The sequence below is a fragment of the Streptococcus sp. FSL R7-0212 genome (assembly GCF_038007985.1).
GTDB classification, from domain to species: Bacteria; Bacillota; Bacilli; order Lactobacillales; family Streptococcaceae; genus Streptococcus; species Streptococcus parauberis.
In genome coordinates this window covers 1233896-1254898 of sequence record NZ_JBBOYF010000001.1, presented here as the reverse complement: position 1 = coordinate 1254898, position 21003 = coordinate 1233896, and the positions used below count along the sequence as shown (strand labels likewise).

The 21003-nt window shown below is 33.9% G+C and carries 18 protein-coding genes and 1 CRISPR repeat array; of the genes, 17 read left to right on the top strand and 1 reads right to left on the bottom strand.

The window, feature by feature from the left end:
* Positions 1-35 precede the first annotated feature (35 nt).
* The 6 genes from MKY69_RS06420 to ndk all read left to right on the top strand — a co-directional run bounded on the left by MKY69_RS06420 (position 36) and on the right by ndk (position 10649).
* Positions 36-995: an IS30-like element IS1062 family transposase gene (locus tag MKY69_RS06420; RefSeq protein WP_002360751.1), complete on the top strand. Its 960-nt coding sequence runs from the start codon at positions 36-38 to the stop codon at positions 993-995.
* A gap of 250 nt (positions 996-1245) precedes the next feature.
* A complete protein-coding gene (cas9, locus tag MKY69_RS06415) occupies positions 1246-5352 on the top strand; it encodes a type II CRISPR RNA-guided endonuclease Cas9 (RefSeq protein WP_340791188.1) in 4107 nt (1368 codons plus the stop codon).
* Complete coding sequence (cas1, locus tag MKY69_RS06410; protein ID WP_340791187.1) at positions 5352-6218, top strand: type II CRISPR-associated endonuclease Cas1; 867 nt, start codon at positions 5352-5354, stop codon at positions 6216-6218. Before cas9 ends, cas1 begins: the two co-directional genes overlap by 1 nt.
* Entirely contained in the window at positions 6215-6559 is a 345-nt protein-coding gene (gene cas2, locus MKY69_RS06405) for a CRISPR-associated endonuclease Cas2 (RefSeq protein ID WP_037621903.1), read from the top strand. The genes cas1 and cas2 overlap by 4 nt, the downstream gene beginning before the upstream one ends.
* Positions 6543-7211, top strand: a complete 669-nt coding sequence (csn2, locus tag MKY69_RS06400) for a type II-A CRISPR-associated protein Csn2 (RefSeq protein ID WP_003107099.1) — start codon at positions 6543-6545, stop codon at positions 7209-7211. Before cas2 ends, csn2 begins: the two co-directional genes overlap by 17 nt.
* A gap of 102 nt (positions 7212-7313) precedes the next feature.
* Positions 7314-9726: a CRISPR direct-repeat array (repeat unit 36 nt; unit sequence GTTTTAGAGCTATGTTATTTTGAATGATTCCAAAAC).
* A 488-nt stretch (positions 9727-10214) separates the two neighbouring features.
* Positions 10215-10649 carry a nucleoside-diphosphate kinase gene (gene ndk / locus MKY69_RS06395; RefSeq protein ID WP_003107097.1) on the top strand — a complete coding sequence of 145 codons (435 nt, stop codon included), beginning with the start codon at positions 10215-10217 and terminating at the stop codon, positions 10647-10649.
* Positions 10650-10694: 45 nt separating this feature from the next.
* Here the strand turns inward: ndk and MKY69_RS06390 are convergent, their stop codons facing one another.
* The gene (locus tag MKY69_RS06390; protein ID WP_003107095.1) at positions 10695-11147 is read right to left on the bottom strand and encodes a hypothetical protein; all 453 of its coding nucleotides are present in this window, start codon (positions 11145-11147) and stop codon (positions 10695-10697) included.
* 185 nt (positions 11148-11332) lie between these two features.
* Here MKY69_RS06390 and lepA point away from each other — a divergent pair, with 185 nt between their 5' ends.
* From lepA to MKY69_RS06335, 11 genes are all read left to right on the top strand, one after another.
* Positions 11333-13165 carry a translation elongation factor 4 gene (gene lepA, locus MKY69_RS06385; RefSeq protein WP_003107093.1) on the top strand — a complete coding sequence of 611 codons (1833 nt, stop codon included), beginning with the start codon at positions 11333-11335 and terminating at the stop codon, positions 13163-13165.
* A 552-nt stretch (positions 13166-13717) separates the two neighbouring features.
* Positions 13718-14098: a GNAT family N-acetyltransferase gene (locus MKY69_RS06380; RefSeq protein WP_311201949.1), complete on the top strand. Its 381-nt coding sequence runs from the start codon at positions 13718-13720 to the stop codon at positions 14096-14098.
* Entirely contained in the window at positions 14088-14546 is a 459-nt protein-coding gene (gene msrB / locus MKY69_RS06375) for a peptide-methionine (R)-S-oxide reductase MsrB (RefSeq protein WP_041828444.1), read from the top strand. The genes MKY69_RS06380 and msrB overlap by 11 nt, the downstream gene beginning before the upstream one ends.
* Positions 14539-15186, top strand: a complete 648-nt coding sequence (locus MKY69_RS06370; protein WP_003104008.1) for an HD domain-containing protein — start codon at positions 14539-14541, stop codon at positions 15184-15186. Before msrB ends, MKY69_RS06370 begins: the two co-directional genes overlap by 8 nt.
* A gap of 26 nt (positions 15187-15212) precedes the next feature.
* Positions 15213-15677, top strand: coding sequence for a GNAT family N-acetyltransferase (locus MKY69_RS06365; protein ID WP_003107089.1), 465 nt, complete (start codon positions 15213-15215; stop codon positions 15675-15677).
* A 123-nt stretch (positions 15678-15800) separates the two neighbouring features.
* Positions 15801-16961 (top strand): Mbeg1-like protein, encoded by a 1161-nt coding sequence (locus MKY69_RS06360; RefSeq protein WP_062806532.1) that lies wholly within the window; start codon positions 15801-15803, stop codon positions 16959-16961.
* A gap of 109 nt (positions 16962-17070) precedes the next feature.
* Entirely contained in the window at positions 17071-17925 is an 855-nt protein-coding gene (locus MKY69_RS06355; protein WP_003107086.1) for an aldo/keto reductase, read from the top strand.
* A 91-nt stretch (positions 17926-18016) separates the two neighbouring features.
* Complete coding sequence (locus MKY69_RS06350; protein ID WP_062806531.1) at positions 18017-18853, top strand: SDR family oxidoreductase; 837 nt, start codon at positions 18017-18019, stop codon at positions 18851-18853.
* Between the two features lie 24 nt (positions 18854-18877).
* Positions 18878-19129, top strand: coding sequence for a nuclear transport factor 2 family protein (locus MKY69_RS06345; RefSeq protein ID WP_445684234.1), 252 nt, complete (start codon positions 18878-18880; stop codon positions 19127-19129).
* A 109-nt stretch (positions 19130-19238) separates the two neighbouring features.
* Entirely contained in the window at positions 19239-19823 is a 585-nt protein-coding gene (locus tag MKY69_RS06340) for an NAD(P)H-binding protein (RefSeq protein ID WP_062806530.1), read from the top strand.
* A gap of 141 nt (positions 19824-19964) precedes the next feature.
* Complete coding sequence (locus MKY69_RS06335; RefSeq protein ID WP_003107079.1) at positions 19965-21002, top strand: zinc-dependent alcohol dehydrogenase family protein; 1038 nt, start codon at positions 19965-19967, stop codon at positions 21000-21002.
* Position 21003 lies beyond the last annotated feature (1 nt).

Here is a 21003-nt window from a genome sequence, read left to right as displayed (position 1 = left end):
AGTTCCCGCAAAAGAATTATAAGGAGTGAAGACAAATGACCTATACCCATCTTACATCAAATGAACTTGCAATGATAGAGGCGTATTATAATAATCATCAATCTGTAGCCAAAACCGCAGTACTACTGAATAGATCTAGACAAACGATTCATAAAGTTTACCAATTTTTCAAAACAGGGCACAATGCTCTAGATTATTTCAATCAATACAAGAAGAATAAAACTCGCTGTGGCAGACGTCCTATTGTCTTATCAGATGAACAAACAGAATATATTCAAAAGAGGGTTGTTCAAGGTTGGACACCTGATGTGATTGTTGGCCGTGCAGAGTTTTCTATTTCTTGTTCTATGCGTACACTTTATCGTATGTTTAAACAAGGCGTATTTGAAGTGACTCACCTACCTATGAAAGGAAAACGTAAAGCCAACGGACACAAAGAAACTCGGGGAAAACAATCTTTTCGTCGATCACTTCGTGACAGAGGAAATGATTATTCTAAATTCAATCAAGAATTTGGCCACCTTGAAGGGGATACTATTGTGGGTAAAAAGCACAAAAGTGCTGTTATTACCCTCGTTGAGCGATTATCTAAAGTAATCATCACTCTTCAGCCAGAAGGCAGACGAGCTATAGATATTGAAAATCGTTTGAACCAATGGATGCAATCTGTACCTAAGCATCTATTCAAATCAATGACTTTTGATTGTGGAAAGGAATTTTCAAATTGGAAATCAATCAGTAATATAAATGATATTGATATCTATTTTGCAGATCCTGGTACACCATCACAAAGAGGGTTAAATGAAAACTCTAATGGTTTATTACGTAAAGATGGTTTACCAAAGCAAATGGATTTCAACGAAGTTGATGAATCTTTTATCCAATCTATTGCATCGAAAAGAAATAATATCCCTCGAAAATCATTAAACTATAAAACACCAATAGAAGTATTCTTGAGTCACATATGCAAAGAGGAATTGTCTAACTTAATTTGACAATTAATATTTAATAAAAAAATTTCATAATTTAAATCCTCATGATACAATAAAACATATTGTGTTATAAGGAATTATTGAAATGAAAAGAAGGTTAATAAATAAAAAAATAAAGACGTTTAAAAAAATAATTGAGTTAATAATTCTTACAATATTTCTACTTCAATTAATTTTAAATACGTTTTTAAGGTTGATTTTTAGATAATTTCGACCTATAATGAAAACGATATCATAATCAAAGGAGATTATTATGAAAAAGTCATATTCTATAGGACTTGACATCGGTACAAATAGTGTCGGATGGGCTGTTATTACTGATGATTATAAGGTTCCTGCAAAAAAAATGAAGGTTTTGGGAAATACAGACCGTCAGACTGTTAAAAAAAATATGATTGGAACACTCTTGTTTGATAGCGGTGAAACTGCTGAAGCAAGACGCTTGAAGAGAACTGCTAGAAGAAGATATACTAGAAGAATAAATCGTATTAAGTACTTGCAGAGTATTTTTGATGATGAAATGTCAAAAATTGATTCTGCATTCTTCCAACGTATAAAGGACTCCTTCTTAGTTCCTGACGATAAAAATGATGATCGTCATCCCATTTTTGGGAATATTAAGGATGAAGTGGATTATCATAAAAACTATCCAACAATCTATCATTTGAGAAAAAAATTAGCAGATAGTGATGAAAAGGCTGATTTACGGTTGATTTACCTAGCTCTTGCACATATTATTAAATTTAGAGGCCATTTTTTAATTGAAGGAGATTTAGATTCCCAAAATACAGATGTCAATGCATTGTTTTTAAAATTAGTCGATACTTATAATCTCATGTTTGAAGATGATAAAATTGACACGCAAACTATTGATGCTACTGTCATACTGACGGAAAAAATGAGTAAATCACGTAGATTGGAGAATCTCATTGCTAAAATTCCTAACCAAAAGAAAAATACACTTTTTGGCAATTTGATATCTTTATCTTTGGGATTAACGCCTAATTTTAAAGCCAATTTTGAATTATCTGAAGATGCAAAACTTCAAATTTCGAAAGAGAGTTTTGAAGAAGATCTTGATAATTTATTGGCTCAGATTGGAGATCAATATGCAGACCTCTTCATTGCAGCTAAAAATTTATCAGATGCTATTTTATTATCAGATATTTTGACCGTGAAAGGGGTAAATACGAAAGCTCCTTTATCAGCATCAATGGTACAACGCTTTAATGAGCATCAAGATGATTTAAAACTTTTGAAAAAATTGGTTAAAGTGCAGCTTCCAGAAAAGTACAAGGAAATCTTTGATATCAAAGATAAAAATGGATATGCAGGATATATTAATGGAAAAACAAGTCAAGAGGATTTTTATAAGTATATCAAACCAATTCTTTCGAAATTAAAGGGTGCTGAAAGTCTTATTTCAAAACTTGAAAGAGAAGATTTTCTAAGGAAACAAAGAACTTTTGATAATGGCTCCATACCTCATCAAATTCATTTGAATGAGCTTAAATCTATAATTCGACGTCAAGAAAAATACTATCCATTTCTAAAAGATAAACAAGTTAGAATTGAAAAAATTTTTACTTTTAGGATTCCATATTTTGTCGGTCCTTTGGCAAACGGAAATAGTTCATTTGCATGGGTTAAACGACGTTCTAATGAATCTATTACACCATGGAATTTTGAGGAAGTTGTTGAACAAGAAGCATCTGCGAAAGTCTTCATAGAACGAATGACCAATTTTGATACCTATCTTCCAGAGGAAAAAGTATTACCGAAACACAGTCTTTTGTATGAGATGTTTACAGTTTATAATGAACTAACAAAGGTAAAATACCAGGCTGAAGGAATGCGAAAACCAGAATTTCTATCTTCTGAAGAAAAAATTGAGATTGTATCAAATCTTTTCAAAAAGGAAAGAAAAGTCACCGTAAAACAATTAAAAGAAAACTATTTTAATAAAATCCGGTGTTTGGACTCTATCACAATTTCCGGTGTAGAAGACAAATTCAACGCCTCATTAGGAACTTATCATGACTTATTAAATATAATAAAAAATCAAAAAATTTTAGATGATGAGCAAAATCAAGATAGTCTTGAGGATATTGTTTTAACACTGACACTCTTTGAAGATGAAAAGATGATTGCCAAGCGGTTATCCAAATATGAGTCTATTTTTGACCCGTCAATTTTGAAAAAATTGAAAAAACGCCATTATACAGGTTGGGGTCGTTTATCTCAAAAATTAATTAATGGTATAAGAGATAAGCAAACAGGTAAAACAATACTTGACTTTCTAATAGAAGATGGACAAGCCAATCGCAATTTCATGCAATTAATAAATGATCCATCTTTAGATTTTGCATCTATCATCAAAGAAGCCCAGGAAAAGACAATTAAAAGTGAAAAACTTGAAGAAACTATTGCAAACTTAGCAGGTAGTCCTGCCATTAAAAAAGGCATTCTCCAAAGTGTTAAGATTGTTGATGAAGTTGTTAAGGTTATGGGATATGAGCCGTCTAATATTGTTATTGAAATGGCAAGGGAAAATCAGTCTACTCAAAGAGGAATCAATAACTCTCGTGAGAGATTACGTAAATTAGAAGAAGTACATAAAAATATAGGAAGTAAGATATTAAAAGAGCATGAAATAAGTAATGCTCAATTACAAAGTGATAGAGTTTATTTATATCTCTTACAAGATGGTAAAGATATGTATACTGGGAAAGACTTAGATTTCGATCGACTTAGTCAATATGATATCGATCATATTATTCCTCAAAGTTTTATAAAAGATAATTCCATTGACAATATTGTCTTAACATCACAAGAATCTAACAGAGGAAAATCTGATAATGTTCCATATATTGCTATTGTAAATAAGATGAAATCTTATTGGCAGCATCAATTAAAAAGTGGTGCTATTTCACAAAGAAAATTTGATAACTTGACTAAAGCAGAACGAGGTGGATTATCTGAATATGATAAGGCTGGGTTTATTAAGCGGCAGTTAGTTGAAACCAGACAAATTACCAAGCATGTTGCACAAATTTTAAATAACCGTTTTAACAATAATGTAGATGATAGTTCTAAAAATAAAAGGCCTGTTAAAATTATTACTCTTAAATCAAAAATGGTATCCGATTTTCGGAAAGAATTCGGCTTTTATAAAATACGCGAAGTAAATGATTATCACCATGCACATGACGCTTATCTCAATGCTGTCGTTGGAACAGCACTTTTGAAAAAATATCCAAAACTTGAGGCAGAATTTGTTTATGGAGACTATAAGCATTATGATTTGGCTAGCTTGGTAGTGAAAAGTGATACATCTCTAGGTAAAGCGACCGCAAAAATGTTCTTTTATTCCAATATTATGAATTTCTTTAAAAAAGAAGTTAGACTTGCTGATGGTACGGTTATAACCAGACCACAAATTGAAACTAATACAGAAACTGGAGAAATTGTTTGGGATAAAGTCAAAGATATAAAAACAATTCGAAAAGTTTTATCAATACCGCAAATTAACGTGGTTAAGAAAACTGAAGTCCAGACAGGTGGTTTTTCTAAAGAATCTATTTTGTCAAAACGTGATTCTGATAAATTGATTCCACGGAAAAACAATTGGGATCCAAAAAAATATGGTGGTTTTGGCAGTCCAATTATTGCCTATTCTGTATTAGTTGTTGCTAAAGTTACAAAAGGGAAGAGCCAAAAAACAAAATCAGTTAAAGAATTAGTTGGAATAACAATTATGGAGCAAAATGAATTTGAAAAAGATCGTATTACTTTCCTTGAAAAGAAAGGCTATCAAGACATACAAGAGAGTCTCATTATTAAATTACCTAAATTTAGTCTCTTTGAATTAGAAAATGGAAGAAAACGTCTTTTAGCAAGTGCAAAAGAATTGCAAAAAGGGAATGAACTCTCATTACCTAACAAATATATCCAATTTTTATATTTAGCATCTCGCTATACATCATTCTCTGGAAAAGAGGAAGATAGAGAAAAGCATAGGCATTTTGTTGAGAGTCACCTGCATTATTTTGATGAAATAAAGGATATTATTGCTGATTTTTCTAGAAGATACATATTAGCAGATGCTAATTTAGAAAAAATTCTAACCCTTTATAATGAAAAAAATCAATTTAGCATTGAAGAACAAGCAACAAATATGTTAAATCTTTTCACATTTACGGGCTTAGGAGCACCTGCTACACTCAAGTTCTTTAATGTTGATATTGATAGAAAACGATATACTTCTTCAACTGAGATTCTAAACAGTACTTTAATTCGTCAATCTATTACTGGTCTTTATGAAACACGTATTGATTTGAGTAAAATTGGAGGAGACTGATGGGGTGGCGTACAGTTATTGTCAATACACATTCCAAACTAACTTATAAGAGTAATCATCTAATTTTTAAGGATGCTTCTCGGACAGAAATGATTCACTTGTCAGAGATTGACATCTTATTATTGGAAACAACAGATATTGTATTATCGACAATGTTAATTAAAAGATTAGTTGATGAAAATATTTTAGTGATTTTTTGTGATGATAAACGATTACCTACAGCTTTATTGACACCTTATTATGGTCGACATGATTCCAGTTTACAGTTGTCTAAACAAATTTTATGGAATGAAGAATTAAAAGCAGAAGTTTGGACTACTATTATTGCACAGAAAATAATCAATCAAAGTCTTTTTTTAGGTACCTCTGGCTTTTATGAAAAATCGCAGTCCATAATGGATTTATACCATGGTTTGGAAAAGTATGATCCCTCAAATAGAGAAGGGCATGCTGCTCGTATCTATTTTAATACACTTTTTGGTAATGATTTTTCTAGGGAGCAAGATAATAATATTAATGCAGGTTTAGATTATGGGTATACATTACTTTTAAGTATGTTTGCGCGTGAGCTTGTTGTATCTGGCTGTATGACTCAGTTTGGTTTGAAGCATTCTAATCAATTCAACCAGTTCAACTTTGCCAGTGATATTATGGAACCGTTTCGTCCTATAATTGACCAAATTGTTTATGAAAATAGAAGCGTTAGTTTTGTTCAAATAAAACGTCACCTCTTTTCAATTTTCTCAAATACTTATCAATACAATAGTAAAGAGATGTATTTGACTAATATTGTCAGTGATTACACTAAAAAGGTTGTTAAATCGCTCAATAATCATGGGAAAGGAGTTCCTGAGTTTAGGATATGAGTTATAGGTATATGCGAATGTTGCTTATGTTTGATATGCCAACTGATACAGCTGATGAACGAAAGGCATATCGTAAGTTTAGAAAATTTCTTATTAGTGAAGGTTTTATTATGCATCAATTTTCGGTTTATAGTAAATTGTTGCTAAATAATAGTGCCAATACCGCCATGATTAATAGGTTGCAAGAAAATAATCCTAAAAGTGGTAATATAACTCTTTTAACGGTTACTGAAAAACAGTTTGCTCGCATGATATACTTAAGTGGCTATCGAGATACAAGTTTTGCAAATTCTGATAATCGAATTGTTTTTTTAGGTGAGGAATATGAAGATAAAACTTAATTTTCCTATTTTAGAAGGACCAATATTAATTGAATCACATACTGTCTTTACTGTGGAAAATGTTACTGTTTTTTCAACTTTGGTTAAACATTTTTATCAGTATTCAGAAAATGATTTGTTGAAATTATTTGATGAAAAACTAAAATCAATTAAAGAAACTGAAATTATGCTTGTTACAGATATTTTAGGTTATGATATTAATGCACCATCGCTTTTAAAACTTATTCATGCTGATTTAGAAAATCAATTGAACGAAAAACCAGAAGTTAAATCAATGGTCGATAAACTTGCTGCGACTATTACAGAACTAATTGCTTTTGAATGTTTGGAAAGTGAACTTGATTTGGAATATGATGAAATAACAGTACTCGAATTAATCAAAGCATTGGGTGTCAAATTTGAAACACAAAGTGACACAATTTTTGAAAAATGTCTTGAAATTCTACAGGTGTATAAATACTTAAACAAGAAAAAATTGCTCGTTTTTATCAATACCGGTTCCTACTTGAGCAAGGAAGAAGTAGAACAATTGTTTGAATACATCTCATTGTCGAATCAATCTGTTTTATTTTTAGAACCACGGAAATTATATGATTTTCCTCAATATATTTTAGATCAAGATTTCTTTCTTATGTCTCCTAAAGTGGTATAATAGTAGTAGAATGGATTCCCGAAATAGGTATCTTTCAAAGTTGAAGTCCTGCTAAGATGAGTAGCGCGATTACGAAATCTTTTGGAAAAATTATTCCACGAGGTTTTAGAGCTATGTTATTTTGAATGATTCCAAAACTTTATATATGGAGAAAAAACTGTTTATACAGTTTTAGAGCTATGTTATTTTGAATGATTCCAAAACAACTATCGCAACCTTTCGTATCATTACGGCGTTTTAGAGCTATGTTATTTTGAATGATTCCAAAACATTGACTAATTTTTATAGTAATAGTGATAGGTTTTAGAGCTATGTTATTTTGAATGATTCCAAAACGTCAATTCAAAAGATAAAGACGGACGTCAGTTTTAGAGCTATGTTATTTTGAATGATTCCAAAACGCGACAAGTAATCATCCATTTGGTCACACGTTTTAGAGCTATGTTATTTTGAATGATTCCAAAACTGAATTTTGATAGTGGAATTATACTTATCAGTTTTAGAGCTATGTTATTTTGAATGATTCCAAAACCTGGATATTCCAAGAGTTTACGACAATATCGTTTTAGAGCTATGTTATTTTGAATGATTCCAAAACGTCGCAAGGATTTAAAGTAACACGATTTACGTTTTAGAGCTATGTTATTTTGAATGATTCCAAAACACTCAAATGTTGCTAGGCTAGATAATAACTGTTTTAGAGCTATGTTATTTTGAATGATTCCAAAACTTGTAAGACGTGGAGTGTGCCACACCGTCAGTTTTAGAGCTATGTTATTTTGAATGATTCCAAAACACCTTATTTAATGGATATGGCACAGAGGGCGTTTTAGAGCTATGTTATTTTGAATGATTCCAAAACGAGTATTTTGCAATCGGTTTCTGTGTGCTTGTTTTAGAGCTATGTTATTTTGAATGATTCCAAAACTACTGTCAGAGCGACTGTTACAGACTCCAGGTTTTAGAGCTATGTTATTTTGAATGATTCCAAAACTCATTCCTTTAGATAATGCTTCTTTATTCTGTTTTAGAGCTATGTTATTTTGAATGATTCCAAAACTGATAAACAAGCAATCATACTTGATCACGTGTTTTAGAGCTATGTTATTTTGAATGATTCCAAAACTGAACAAAATTGAACAGTTTTGTATATAATGTTTTAGAGCTATGTTATTTTGAATGATTCCAAAACAAACAGAACACAAATGGGAATATGAACGTAAGTTTTAGAGCTATGTTATTTTGAATGATTCCAAAGCTTCGCGTTGGTGGAGCTACATATGATTATGGTTTTAGAGCTATGTTATTTTGAATGATTCCAAAACGATATTTAATATCAAAAAATCAGAACTACTGTTTTAGAGCTATGTTATTTTGAATGATTCCAAAACCCTTCACCAGCAATAGGGATTTCATCTTCTGTTTTAGAGCTATGTTATTTTGAATGATTCCAAAACAGCAGGAACTGGAAGTATTATGATTCAAGCAGTTTTAGAGCTATGTTATTTTGAATGATTCCAAAACAGTTTGTCAATTTCTTGTCCTAATAGCTTTGTTTTAGAGCTATGTTATTTTGAATGATTCCAAAACTCAAAAAATACTCTGAACTTATCTTCTTCTGTTTTAGAGCTATGTTATTTTGAATGATTCCAAAACATTTTCAGGATATGAAAACAGATGCTGCAAGTTTTAGAGCTATGTTATTTTGAATGATTCCAAAACTTTGAAGTTAGCTGATATTTTTGAAGAGTTGTTTTAGAGCTATGTTATTTTGAATGATTCCAAAACGTTTTATTTTTAGTTTCATGTTATTTAACTGTTTTAGAGCTATGTTATTTTGAATGATTCCAAAACTCGTTCGCAATCAGGAATGGTAATGGTTGGGTTTTAGAGCTATGTTATTTTGAATGATTCCAAAACCATAATCTTCTTTTCAAGAATTGACATGCTGTTTTAGAGCTATGTTATTTTGAATGATTCCAAAACCAAATAAAGTTTTACAATAATAAAAAAGTTGTTTTAGAGCTATGTTATTTTGAATGATTCCAAAACCAAATAAAGTTTTACAATAATAAAAAAGTTGTTTTAGAGCTATGTTATTTTGAATGATTCCAAAACCTTCTTCTTCAATCTCTGCAAAATAGGCTTCGTTTTAGAGCTATGTTATTTTGAATGATTCCAAAACGGTGGAAAAAATGAACGAACCGGAATGGGTGTTTTAGAGCTATGTTATTTTGAATGATTCCAAAACGTTGTCTGACTTAAGTAACATAATCAGCAAGTTTTAGAGCTATGTTATTTTGAATGATTCCAAAACTATAAGATGTAGGAGCGGCATTTATGTTAGGTTTTAGAGCTATGTTATTTTGAATGATTCCAAAACGGGGCATACAGTAGTTATCAAAGGTTTATCGTTTTAGAGCTATGTTATTTTGAATGATTCCAAAACACATCAAAGCACATCCTAATAACTATGTATGTTTTAGAGCTATGTTATTTTGAATGATTCCAAATCCATTATGTTAATAAGTTTTTGTAGTCTTAGATTTGTTGTTTATTAAAGTCCTTTTTGCCTATTTTATGAGGTATCCACTTGCTTGATCTGCTTATCCAAATGATAGTCATTGCATTTTGTATTGTCTTTTTCCTTGGGACGATTCTTTTTGTCATTTTACTGGGTTGCGGTCCTTTGGGAAATCATTAAATTATCACTCAAGTGAAAGCTGTTATCATAAAGGCCATTTTTTATGAAAATGGCTTTTTGTATGGTTTTGGAAAATTTTTGTCATAATATCCAAACTAGGATTTTTTTTGAATATTTATTATGTTTTTTGGCTAGAATATAAATTTAAAAAGCACTATTTTCATTAATTTTCTTTGCAAAATTTCTGTAAAAAGCTTGTAAAATAAAGGCTTCTGGTTAATTAACAAATGATCCTAGTTTTTTCTTTGCAAGCCCTTACATATGTGCTATAATGAGAAAAAATAAGAGGAGATCTTCTAATGGAAAAAACATTTTTTATGATTAAACCTGATGGTATTGAACGTGGTTTGATTGGTCAGGTTTTGTACAGGATTGAACGTCGTGGTTTCAACTTGGAGAAATTGGAACTCTGTCAAGCGAGTCCAGAATTACTAAAACAGCATTATAGTGCTTTGGTTGAAAAGCCTTTCTATCCAGAGTTGGAAGCTTATATGACAAAGGGTCCAATTTTAATTGGAATTATTTCTGGGAATCGTGTTGTCTCTTCTTGGAGAACTATGATGGGCGTTACTAATCCAAAGGATGCTTTACCAGGTACAATTCGTGGTGATTTTGCGCAAGCACCCGGGGATACTGGGGGTATGGAAAACGTGGTCCACGGTTCTGATTCTCCTGAAGCAGCGCTTAGAGAAATTGATTTATGGTTTGGTAATCATGAATTAGATCAAAAATAAAAAAATAGTCTGCTCTGACATTTTCAAAATTTGAAAACTGAGCGACTATTCTTTTTTTGTATCTATTTTAGGAAGGTATTTATCTTCCAAGTTTAAACGATCTTGATAAGCTTCATCTTTGGTTGCCCGTAGCGGACCACTGTGATGCTGACCTTTGACACAGATACGACCAATATAACCTTTGTGATGCTTGTAGACACCTTTATAACCAGTGGTATTATTTTTATTCTGGCGATTAGTAAACATGTCCATTTCAACACCATCAACAAAAGTCTTCTTTTGATTAAGGGTGCTTAAGTCAGACAGACGTGTATCTTTTTGTAAACATCCACATGAACGTGTTTTACCACGTCGCAAAAGAGATGTGTAGGATTCAATGATATTGCCACAGATACATTTACAAATATAGACAATTTCATTGTTTCCAGCTCTTTTGCTTGTTTTAGCAAGAACTGTCAAGCGACCAAATCTCTCTCCCGTGAGATTTAATGTTTTCATTCTATTAATATATCATAAAAATGTAAATGATATCTTAAATTGTTGCAATATATTAAATAATGTTAATTTCATTTATATTACGAGATTATAGCATATTAGCAATTAAGCTCATGTTATTTATCTAGCTAGAAGTATACTTTTCTGATATAATATAATGAATTGAAAAATGTGTATAGGAAACCAAAATGAACAGTCAAGAACTTAAAAATCGTCAAGAAAAAATTAGAAATTTCTCTATTATAGCCCATATTGATCATGGGAAATCAACTCTCGCGGATAGAATTTTAGAAAAAACTGAAACAGTTTCAAGTCGTGAAATGCAAGCCCAATTATTGGACTCTATGGACCTGGAACGTGAACGTGGGATTACAATTAAATTAAATGCCATTGAACTAAATTATACTGCTAAAGACGGTGAGACTTATATTCTTCATCTAATTGACACACCTGGTCACGTCGATTTTACTTATGAGGTATCGCGTTCTCTGGCTGCCTGTGAAGGAGCGGTTTTGGTTGTTGATGCAGCTCAGGGGATTGAAGCACAAACCTTAGCTAATGTCTATTTGGCCTTAGATAATGACTTGGAAATCTTGCCAGTTATTAATAAAATCGACTTGCCTGCGGCTGACCCTGAACGGGTTCGTCAGGAAGTTGAAGATGTGATTGGTCTTGATGCTTCTGAAGCTGTTTTAGCTTCCGCTAAAGCTGGTATTGGGATTGAAGAAATCTTGGAACAGATTGTTGAAAAGGTTCCAGCACCATCTGGTGATGTCGATGCCCCATTGCAAGCCCTGATTTTTGACTCAGCTTACGATGCCTACCGTGGTGTTATTTTACAGGTTCGGATAATCAATGGTATTGTTAAACCTGGTGATAAGATTCAGATGATGTCAAATGGTAAAACCTTTGATGTTACCGAAGTTGGTATTTTTACACCGAAAACAGTGGGTCGTGAATTCTTAGCAACCGGAGACGTTGGTTACATTGCCGCATCTATTAAGACGGTGGCTGATACGCGCGTGGGTGATACTATCACGCTTGCAACCAATCCCGCTGCTGAAGCCCTGCACGGCTATAAACAAATGAACCCAATGGTCTTTGCCGGCCTTTACCCGATTGAGTCTAACAAGTACAACGACTTGCGGGAAGCTTTGGAGAAGTTGCAGCTGAATGATGCCAGCTTGCAGTTCGAGCCAGAAACCTCTCAAGCCTTGGGCTTTGGTTTCCGCTGTGGATTCCTGGGTCTCTTGCATATGGACGTTATCCAAGAGCGTTTGGAGCGTGAGTTCAACATCGATTTGATCATGACAGCGCCGTCGGTAGTCTACCAAATCAACACCACTGATGGTGATTTGGTACGCGTCTCAAATCCGTCTGAGTTCCCAGATCCAACTAAGGTTGAGTCTATTGAAGAACCTTACGTCAAAGCTCAAATCATGGTGCCTCAGGAGTTCGTCGGGGCGGTGATGGAATTAGCCCAAAGGAAGCGCGGCGATTTCGTGACCATGGATTATATCGACGACAACCGCGTCAATGTTATCTATCAGATTCCTCTGGCAGAAATTGTCTTTGACTTCTTTGACAAGCTCAAATCATCAACTCGCGGCTACGCCAGCTTTGATTATGAGATTTCCGAATACCGCAAATCACAATTAGTGAAAATGGATATTCTCCTCAACGCCGAAAAAGTCGATGCCCTCAGCTTTATTGTCCATCGCGAATTTGCTTATGAACGTGGAAAACTCATTGTTGAAAAATTAAAGAAAATCATTCCACGCCAACAATTTGAAGTGCCAATCCAAGCAGCCATCGGCCAAAAAATCGTGGCCCGCTCCGACATCAAAGCCTTACGTAAAAACGTCCTGGCCAAATGTTATGGTGGTGACGTTTCTCGTAAACGCAAACTCTTAGAAAAGCAAAAAGCTGGTAAAAAACGCATGAAAGCCATCGGTTCAGTTGAAGTACCTCAGGAAGCCTTCCTAAGCGTTCTATCAATGGATGATGATACTAAGAAATAATTATTATTATTAAAAAAGAAGACAAAGTACTTTGTCTTCTTTTTTTGTACTTTTCATTTGTGGTGAATGAATGTTTTAGAAATCCAAGGGATTCCAGGCTTAATTTTTCAGCCTCGTCTAAAAAATTCCCATTAATTTAAAACATGATATTTTAGATAATTATACCACTGAGAAAAGTAAAGAAATTAACAATTTTTTAAATACTATGCAAACAAAATAGTTAAGCTTTAATTTTAATAGTCAAACTTACGAGTTTATTAAATAAAAATTTCTAAGTTAATAATTTATGACTTTTTAAACTTAATAATTATAGCTAATACAAAAAATAAATCAGCAGTCTAAATACATAGAAATGTTTCTCAGTGATCTTAATTTTTGAAATGGAATATTTCTGACCCTAGTAAAATGTTCATCTTTCTTATTTAATTTGGTAAAATAAATTAATAATGATTCGAAAGGTATGGTTATGGTATCTATTATATGTTCTAAGAATTATAAAATAAATAAACAGCTTCAAGTGAAGTTTTAAGAACCTTACCTGAATGGTTTGGAATCGAACAATCTACTCAAGCCTACATTGAATCTGCTTGTATTGTACCTTGTCTTATTGCATACGATAATGATGAAATAATAGGTTTTCTTTCTATTATTGAATCAAATGATTTTCTAGAAATTGATGCAATGGGAGTAAAGCCTATATACCATAAACGAGGAGTAGGCAGGCAGTTAATAAATAATTTGATTGAATATGCGAGAGTAAACAACTACTTGGGGATTATTGTTAAAACATTGTCTGATAAGCATCCTGATATAAATTATAAATTGACTAGATTATTTTATCATCTCCTTGGCTTTGTTGATAAGCGCGAATTGTTAATCTGGGGTGAGGAACTTCCCTGTATAGAAATGGAGTTATTAATTGATGAAAAATGAAATTAATTCAAAAGAACTAGTAAATCGCATTGGTCAGCTAGCTTTTGAGGTGACGCAAAATGGGGCGACTGAGCCTGCTTTTATTGGTCGATATGATAATTTTTTTGAAAAGGGGATTTATGTTGATGTGGTGAATGGTCAGGTCCTCTTTTCTTCTTTAGATAAATTTAATTCGGGTTGTGGTTGGCCAGCTTTCTCTAAGCCAGTCGAGAATCGTGCGGTGACACACCACGATGATCAATCTTTTGGGATGAGACGGATAGAGATACGAAGCAAGGAAGCTAATTCTCATCTGGGTCATGTCTTTAATGATGGTCCCAGTGACAAAGGTGGTTTACGCTACTGTATCAATTCGGCTGCTTTGCAATTCATTCCGTATAAGGAAATGGCAGCAAAAGGCTATGGTAATTACTTGGCTTTATTTGATGGTGGAGAAGATAATGGATAAAGAGCTTGTTTTAAAAGAAGCGCAAAAGTGGGTGAAAAACAAACTTGATGGCGAATCAAGTGGTCATGATTGGTGGCACATTGTGCGCGTACGAAATACAGCTAAGACCATAGCTGAAGCAGAAGGAGCGGACTCCTTCGTTTGTCAACTTGCAGCCTTACTCCATGATATGGCTGATGAAAAATTAAATGCTGACCCTGAAGCCGCACGTCAAGCAATAATTGAATGGCTGGCTAATCATTTAATGGAGCCACAAACGAGTAAAGAAATCCTTTATATTATTGATAACATGTCTTTCAAAGGTGGGCAAGGGAAAGTTCTTGATACCATCGAAGGCAAAGTGGTTCAGGATGCAGACCGACTAGATGCTATTGGAGCAATTGGGATAGCCAGATGTATGGCCTATTCCGGTCACAAAGGGCGTCTTATTCATGATCCCAACATGCAGCCTCGTCAAGATTTAACTCCAGAGGATTACCGAAATGGCCAAGATACAGCCATTATGCATTTCTATGAAAAATTGCTTAAATTAAAAGACTTAATGAACACCACTTTTGGCCGTCAAATGGCAGAGCAAAGACATAACTTTCTTTTGCAGTACCTTGACCAGTTCTATGCGGAATGGGACGGACTGCGCTAGCTTTTATAATAAATAGGAGACAGAATATGATACGTTTAGCTGAAAAATCAGATATTCCAGGAATTTTGGTCCTTTTGAAAGATATCTGTTTGATTCATCATCAGGTGCGACCAGATATCTTTAAGGAAGGCTCAGGAAAATTCAATCGAAAAAGTTTAGAAGAACTCTTAGACCAACCAAACAAACCAATTTATGTTTATGCAGATAAGAATGGACAAATACTTGGTCATTTATTTCTAGAATTTAAAATTCCTGATTCACCAGTTCGTTTGCCATATAAAAGCCTCTATGTTGAAGACTTATGTGTCTCTGAGGCTAGTCGCGGACAAGGTGTTGGAAAAGCACTGATGAGTTTCGCAGAGAACTTAGCACGTGAAAATGGTTGTTATAACCTTACTCTGAATGTTTGGAATGCCAACAAGTCTGCTTATGATTTTTACCTAGGTCTTGATTTTATACCTCAGCAGACCCAAATGGAACGTATTCTTTAATGGTTATCTGTGAAAAATGAGAAAATTATAGTGAAAAAGCCTTGATTAAAGGCTTTTCCTTTACTTGATTTTTAATCTTATCTTCGGTAAAATGAAAATTAGAAGTAGAAAGATGGTGAAATTTTGCCGACATTAGTTGATTATATTACAGAAAATAAAAATAAAAGTTTTAAAGATTTACCAATCAATGAATTAGATATTGTAGCCATCAATGAAATTGGTTACTTATCCTTTGATGATGTTGTTAAAGAAACAATTACCAGTCAATCGGATGTCTACTTGTCAGAATTGACAGTGGATGATGAGAAAGACCTATTAAACAGCGTTTATAATTATTTAATAACAAAAGAAAGATTGAATCTTTTTCATGCTATTAGACAATCAAAACGCTTTAAAGAATTAGCTCTTTCACATTATATTAATGAAATTGACGTTGAATTTGAACGCCAGTTTGCGGGCATGGTCTTTAAAATCAAAAGTCTTAACTACGTTCAAGTAGTATTTCGTGGGACAGATGACAGTTTGATTGGCTGGAAAGAAGATTTTAAATTAACCTATATGCGTGAGATTCCAGCTCATCGCGCAGCCATTTCCTTTATAAAAAATTACTTAGATGAAAACCCTGAGGATCAAATCATTGTATCTGGACATTCCAAGGGTGGCACCCTAGCCCTTTATGGAACGAGTTTTATTACTCCTAGTTATCAAGAGGCAATTAAGAAAGTTTATTTATTAGATTCACCAGGCTTATCAGAAGATTTATTAGAGAGACCAGGCTATCAATCAATTAGAAAAAAACTGATTGTTATTCGACCACAAGAATCAGTGGTTGGAGTTATGCTCTATTGTGATGTTCCACCTAAAATTGTTAAAAGTAGTGCTTTTGGAGTTTTGCAACATAAAACAAGTAGTTGGCAAGTCGATGCTAAAGGGAAATTTGTAACTGTTCCCCATCCAAGCAGTCTTAGTCGAAATTTAGAATTAACTTTTAAAGAATGGAATAGACAACTTTCAAAACAGGAATTAAAGATGGTTTGTGATTTGTTTTTTGATGCTTTAATCAGTAGTGGTATCACAAGCCTCCATGCCTTTACTTTTGATGAAAAAGCCTTTGTCAATTTCTATCAAGTTCTCAGTAGTTTACGTTCAATCGACCAAGCTCATAAAGCTGTCATGATTAAATCCATGAGACAATTAATTCATGATTATACTGGTATCCGTAAAAGAGAAGTATCTGAAAAAATCCAAGGACGAATTGGTGCTATTTTAAAGAAACGTGCTTAATATTAATATTAAAACAAGTTTTAAAGGTTGAGCTTCTCCGGTTTACGTTTTATAGTTGACCGACCCTAAGGGGCAAATGCTATAATAGACTAATAACGGAGGTTTAATTATGGTTGAGACAGTAAAAATGAACAATGGGTTAATCATCCCAGTTTTAGGTTTAGGAACATGGATGATTAATGATGAGAATGTTGAATCCGTCGTATCCCAAGCTTTAAAGTTGGGTTACCGTCATATAGATTCTGCACAAGCATATGGTAATGAAGCTGGTGTAGGAAAAGGTATTTTCGTATCCGGGATTCCTCGTGAAGAGATTTTTGTAACTAGTAAAGTAGCAGCTGAACATAAAAATTATGATGATGCAGCCGCATCAATAGATGAGTCCTTAAAAAAGCTAGGTTTAGACTATCTAGATTTAATGATTATTCATAGTCCACAGCCATGGACTGAATGGCGTCAAACGGATAAAAACTATGACAAAGGGAATATGGAAGCATGGCGAGCCCTTGAAGATGCTCAAAAAGCTGGAAAAGTAAAATCGATTGGGGTATCAAATTTCCTTATCAATGATTTGAAGAACATTCTTAAACATGGCACAGTTAAACCAGTCGTAAATCAAATCTTAACACATATTGGAAATACACCATTTGACTTAATCGAGTTTTGTCAAAAAGAAGATATTATTCTTGAAGCTTATTCACCAATTGCACATGGTCAAGCATTACAGAACCCTACAATTATAGAAATGGCCGAAAAGTATCAGGTGTCAACTGCTCAGTTGTGTATCAAATACGTTATGCAATTGGGAATGGTTGCCTTGCCAAAATCAACTAACCCAAATCATATGTTGACTAATATGAAACTTGATTTCACGGTAGATAGTAAGGATATGACAATTCTAAAAGCAATCAATGTAACAGATTATGGCGAATATACAAAATTCCCAGTCTTTAGTGGTAAATAAAAGTTGAAGTTTTCTTCAACTTTTTTTATTTTTCTCTTGACTTAGAGTTAACTCCAAGGATTATCATAGAAGAAATAGAAAAGAGGGGAATATGAAAAAAGTAGTTTTAGTAACAGGAGCAGGACAAATTTCATTAGCAATTACGCGTAGAATTGCCTACGGCTGTCAAATTGTCTTAGGGGATAAATCAATAGTAAATGCCCAAGAAATGGCGACAGTCTTAAGCCAAGCTGGTTTTGATGTGGTAGCTAAAGAAATGGACTTATCTGATAAAGAATCTATTTTGGACTTTATTACATACGCGCAAAATTTTGGTGAAATTCATTATATGATTAATGGCGCAGGCGTTTCACCATCACAAGCTTCAATAGAAAAGGTTTTAGCTGTCGATTTATATGGGACAGCTGTCCTATTGGAGGAAGTTGGTAAAATTATTGCTCAAGGCGGCAGAGGTGTTACCATTTCAAGTCAGTCAGGTTTTAGAATGCCGGCACTAACTGAGAAACAAGACCGAGCATTGGCGATGACTGATCCAAATCAACTGTTAGACCTAGACTTTTTGCAAGTTGACCAAATTGAGAACAGTTTGCACGCTTATCAGCTTGCAAAACGAGCAAATGAGAAAAGGGTTATGGGTGAAGCCGTTAAATGGGGCAAAAGAGGAGCTCGTATTAATGCTATTGCCCCAGGCATTATTGTTACACCACTTGCTTTGGACGAATTTAATGGACCACGAGGAGACTTCTATAAGAATATGTTCGCTAATTCTCCCGCAGGCAGACCAGGTGCAGCAGACGAAGTAGCTAATTTAGCAGAGCTTGTTCTAAGTGAACAGGCAGCTTACATGACAGGCTCAACACTCTTAATTGATGGTGGTGCGACAGCTTCTTATTTCTACGGACCTTTACAACCAAATAAAGAAAGTTAGACAAGAGATGATACCAAAAGATTTATTGATAGCTATCGTAGGATTAATCAAGCAATGGTTGAAAAGGATATTGAAACTTTAGAGAATATAATTTCAAAGGACTCTGTTTTGGTTCATATGACTGGTTATGTTCAACCTCTAGTGGAATGGCTTAGTGATATTGCAAACGACCAGTTGATCTATAACTCCTCTCAGTTTGTATCAGCCACTGTTAGGGATTTAGATAATAAAAAAATGCTTGTCATTGGTCGCAGTTACGTTGTAGCTAGTATTTGAGGCAGTCGAATGCATAAGTGGCCCTTAGAAATTAAAATGACCTTTGAAGAAATTAATGGCAAGTGGCATGTTACAAACCAGCTTGCTTCAACAATTTAGGAGAAATTCAATGAAAAATATATTAATTATTGGTGCGACAGGATCCTTAGGAGAAACATTACGTAGAAAATTGGCTAACCAGGATCAATATCAACTCACTTTGTTTTCAAGAGGTAGTAATCTTCTAAGACTCAATGAAAATGAACAGGCTATGGCTGCTTCTGTTTTTGAAGACGAGAAGTTAAATCGAGCCATGCAAAAGCAAGATATTGTTTTTGTGGCTTTGTCTGGAAATTTACCAGAAATGATTAAACCTATTCTAAAGGTAATGTATGATAATAAGGTAAAGAGAATTGTTTTTGTCTCTTCTATTGGTATTTATAATGAAATAAGAGGCTCAGGAAATATATCAAATAATCCAATTTTACAACCCTATCGTCAAACAGCCGATATAGTAGAAGAGTCAGGTTTAGATTATACTATTCTGAGACCAGCTTGGTTTGATAATGGCTCAGATACGACTTGCCAAATCTCTCTTAAAGGTGAAACTGTAACTGGTCATGATGTTTCTAGAAAAGCCATTATTGAACTTGTATCAACTATTATTGATCAACCAGAACGCTACTTAAATCAAAACATTGCTTTATTTAGATAAGAAATATTTTTGGAACAAGATTTCATACTTTTGATAGATCTGTTCTAATAAATGAAAAATTATAAATAATTAATGTTCTTGCTTGACCTGGAGTCTACTCTAAGGTTTATAATGAAATTAATAATAAAAAAGGGGAATCATATGAAAGTAGCAACATTTATTGAAATCGGCAAAATGGAAGTGACAGAATTTCCAAAACCTGTTATTGAAAAAGAAACAGATGCCATCATTAAGATTGTCCGTGCATGTGTCTGCGGATCTGACTTGTGGTGGTTCCGTGGTATTTCAAAACGTGAGACAAATACAGCAGCTGGACATGAAGCTATTGGAATTGTTGAAGAAGTTGGCTCAGCAGTAGATCAAGTTAAAGTTGGTGACTTTGTTGTTGTTCCTTTCACTCATGGATGTGGTTCATGTGCAGCTTGTCAAGCAGGCTTTGATGGGAACTGTACAAATCATGAAGCTGGTAAAAATATTGGCTACCAAGGTGAATACCTTCGTTATACAAATGCTAACTGGGCTTTAGTTAAAATTCCAGGACAGCCTTCGGACTACTCTGAAGAAAAATTAAATTCCCTTTTGACCCTTTCTGATGTTATGGCAACTGGTTATCATGCTGCTAAAACAGCCGAAGTTAAAGAAGGTGATACAGTTGTTGTCATGGGTGATGGTGCTGTCGGCCTCTGTGGCGTGATTGGTGCAAAATTACTTGGCGCAAAACGTATTATTGCAATGAGCCGTCATAAAGACCGTCAAGACCTAGCACTTGAGTTTGGAGCAACTGATATTGTTGCTGAACGTGGTGACCAAGCAGTCGTAAAAGTAATGGAATTAACTGATAATGCTGGGGCGGATGCTATTTTGGAATGTGTTGGCACAGAACAGTCAGTCGATACAGCTGTTAAAGTAGCAAGACCTGGTGCAGTTATTGGTCGTGTAGGTATCCCACAAAATCCAAACATGAATACCAATGAGTTATTCTGGAAAAATATTGGCTTACGTGGAGGCATCGCCTCTGTAACAACATTTGACAAAGAAGTTTTATTAGATGCTGTTTTAACAGATAAAATTAATCCAGGTAAAGTATTCACAAAATCATTTGCTTTAGATGACATCCAAGCAGCCTATGAGGCAATGGATAAACGCAAAGCCATTAAATCATTAGTTATTATCAGCTAAT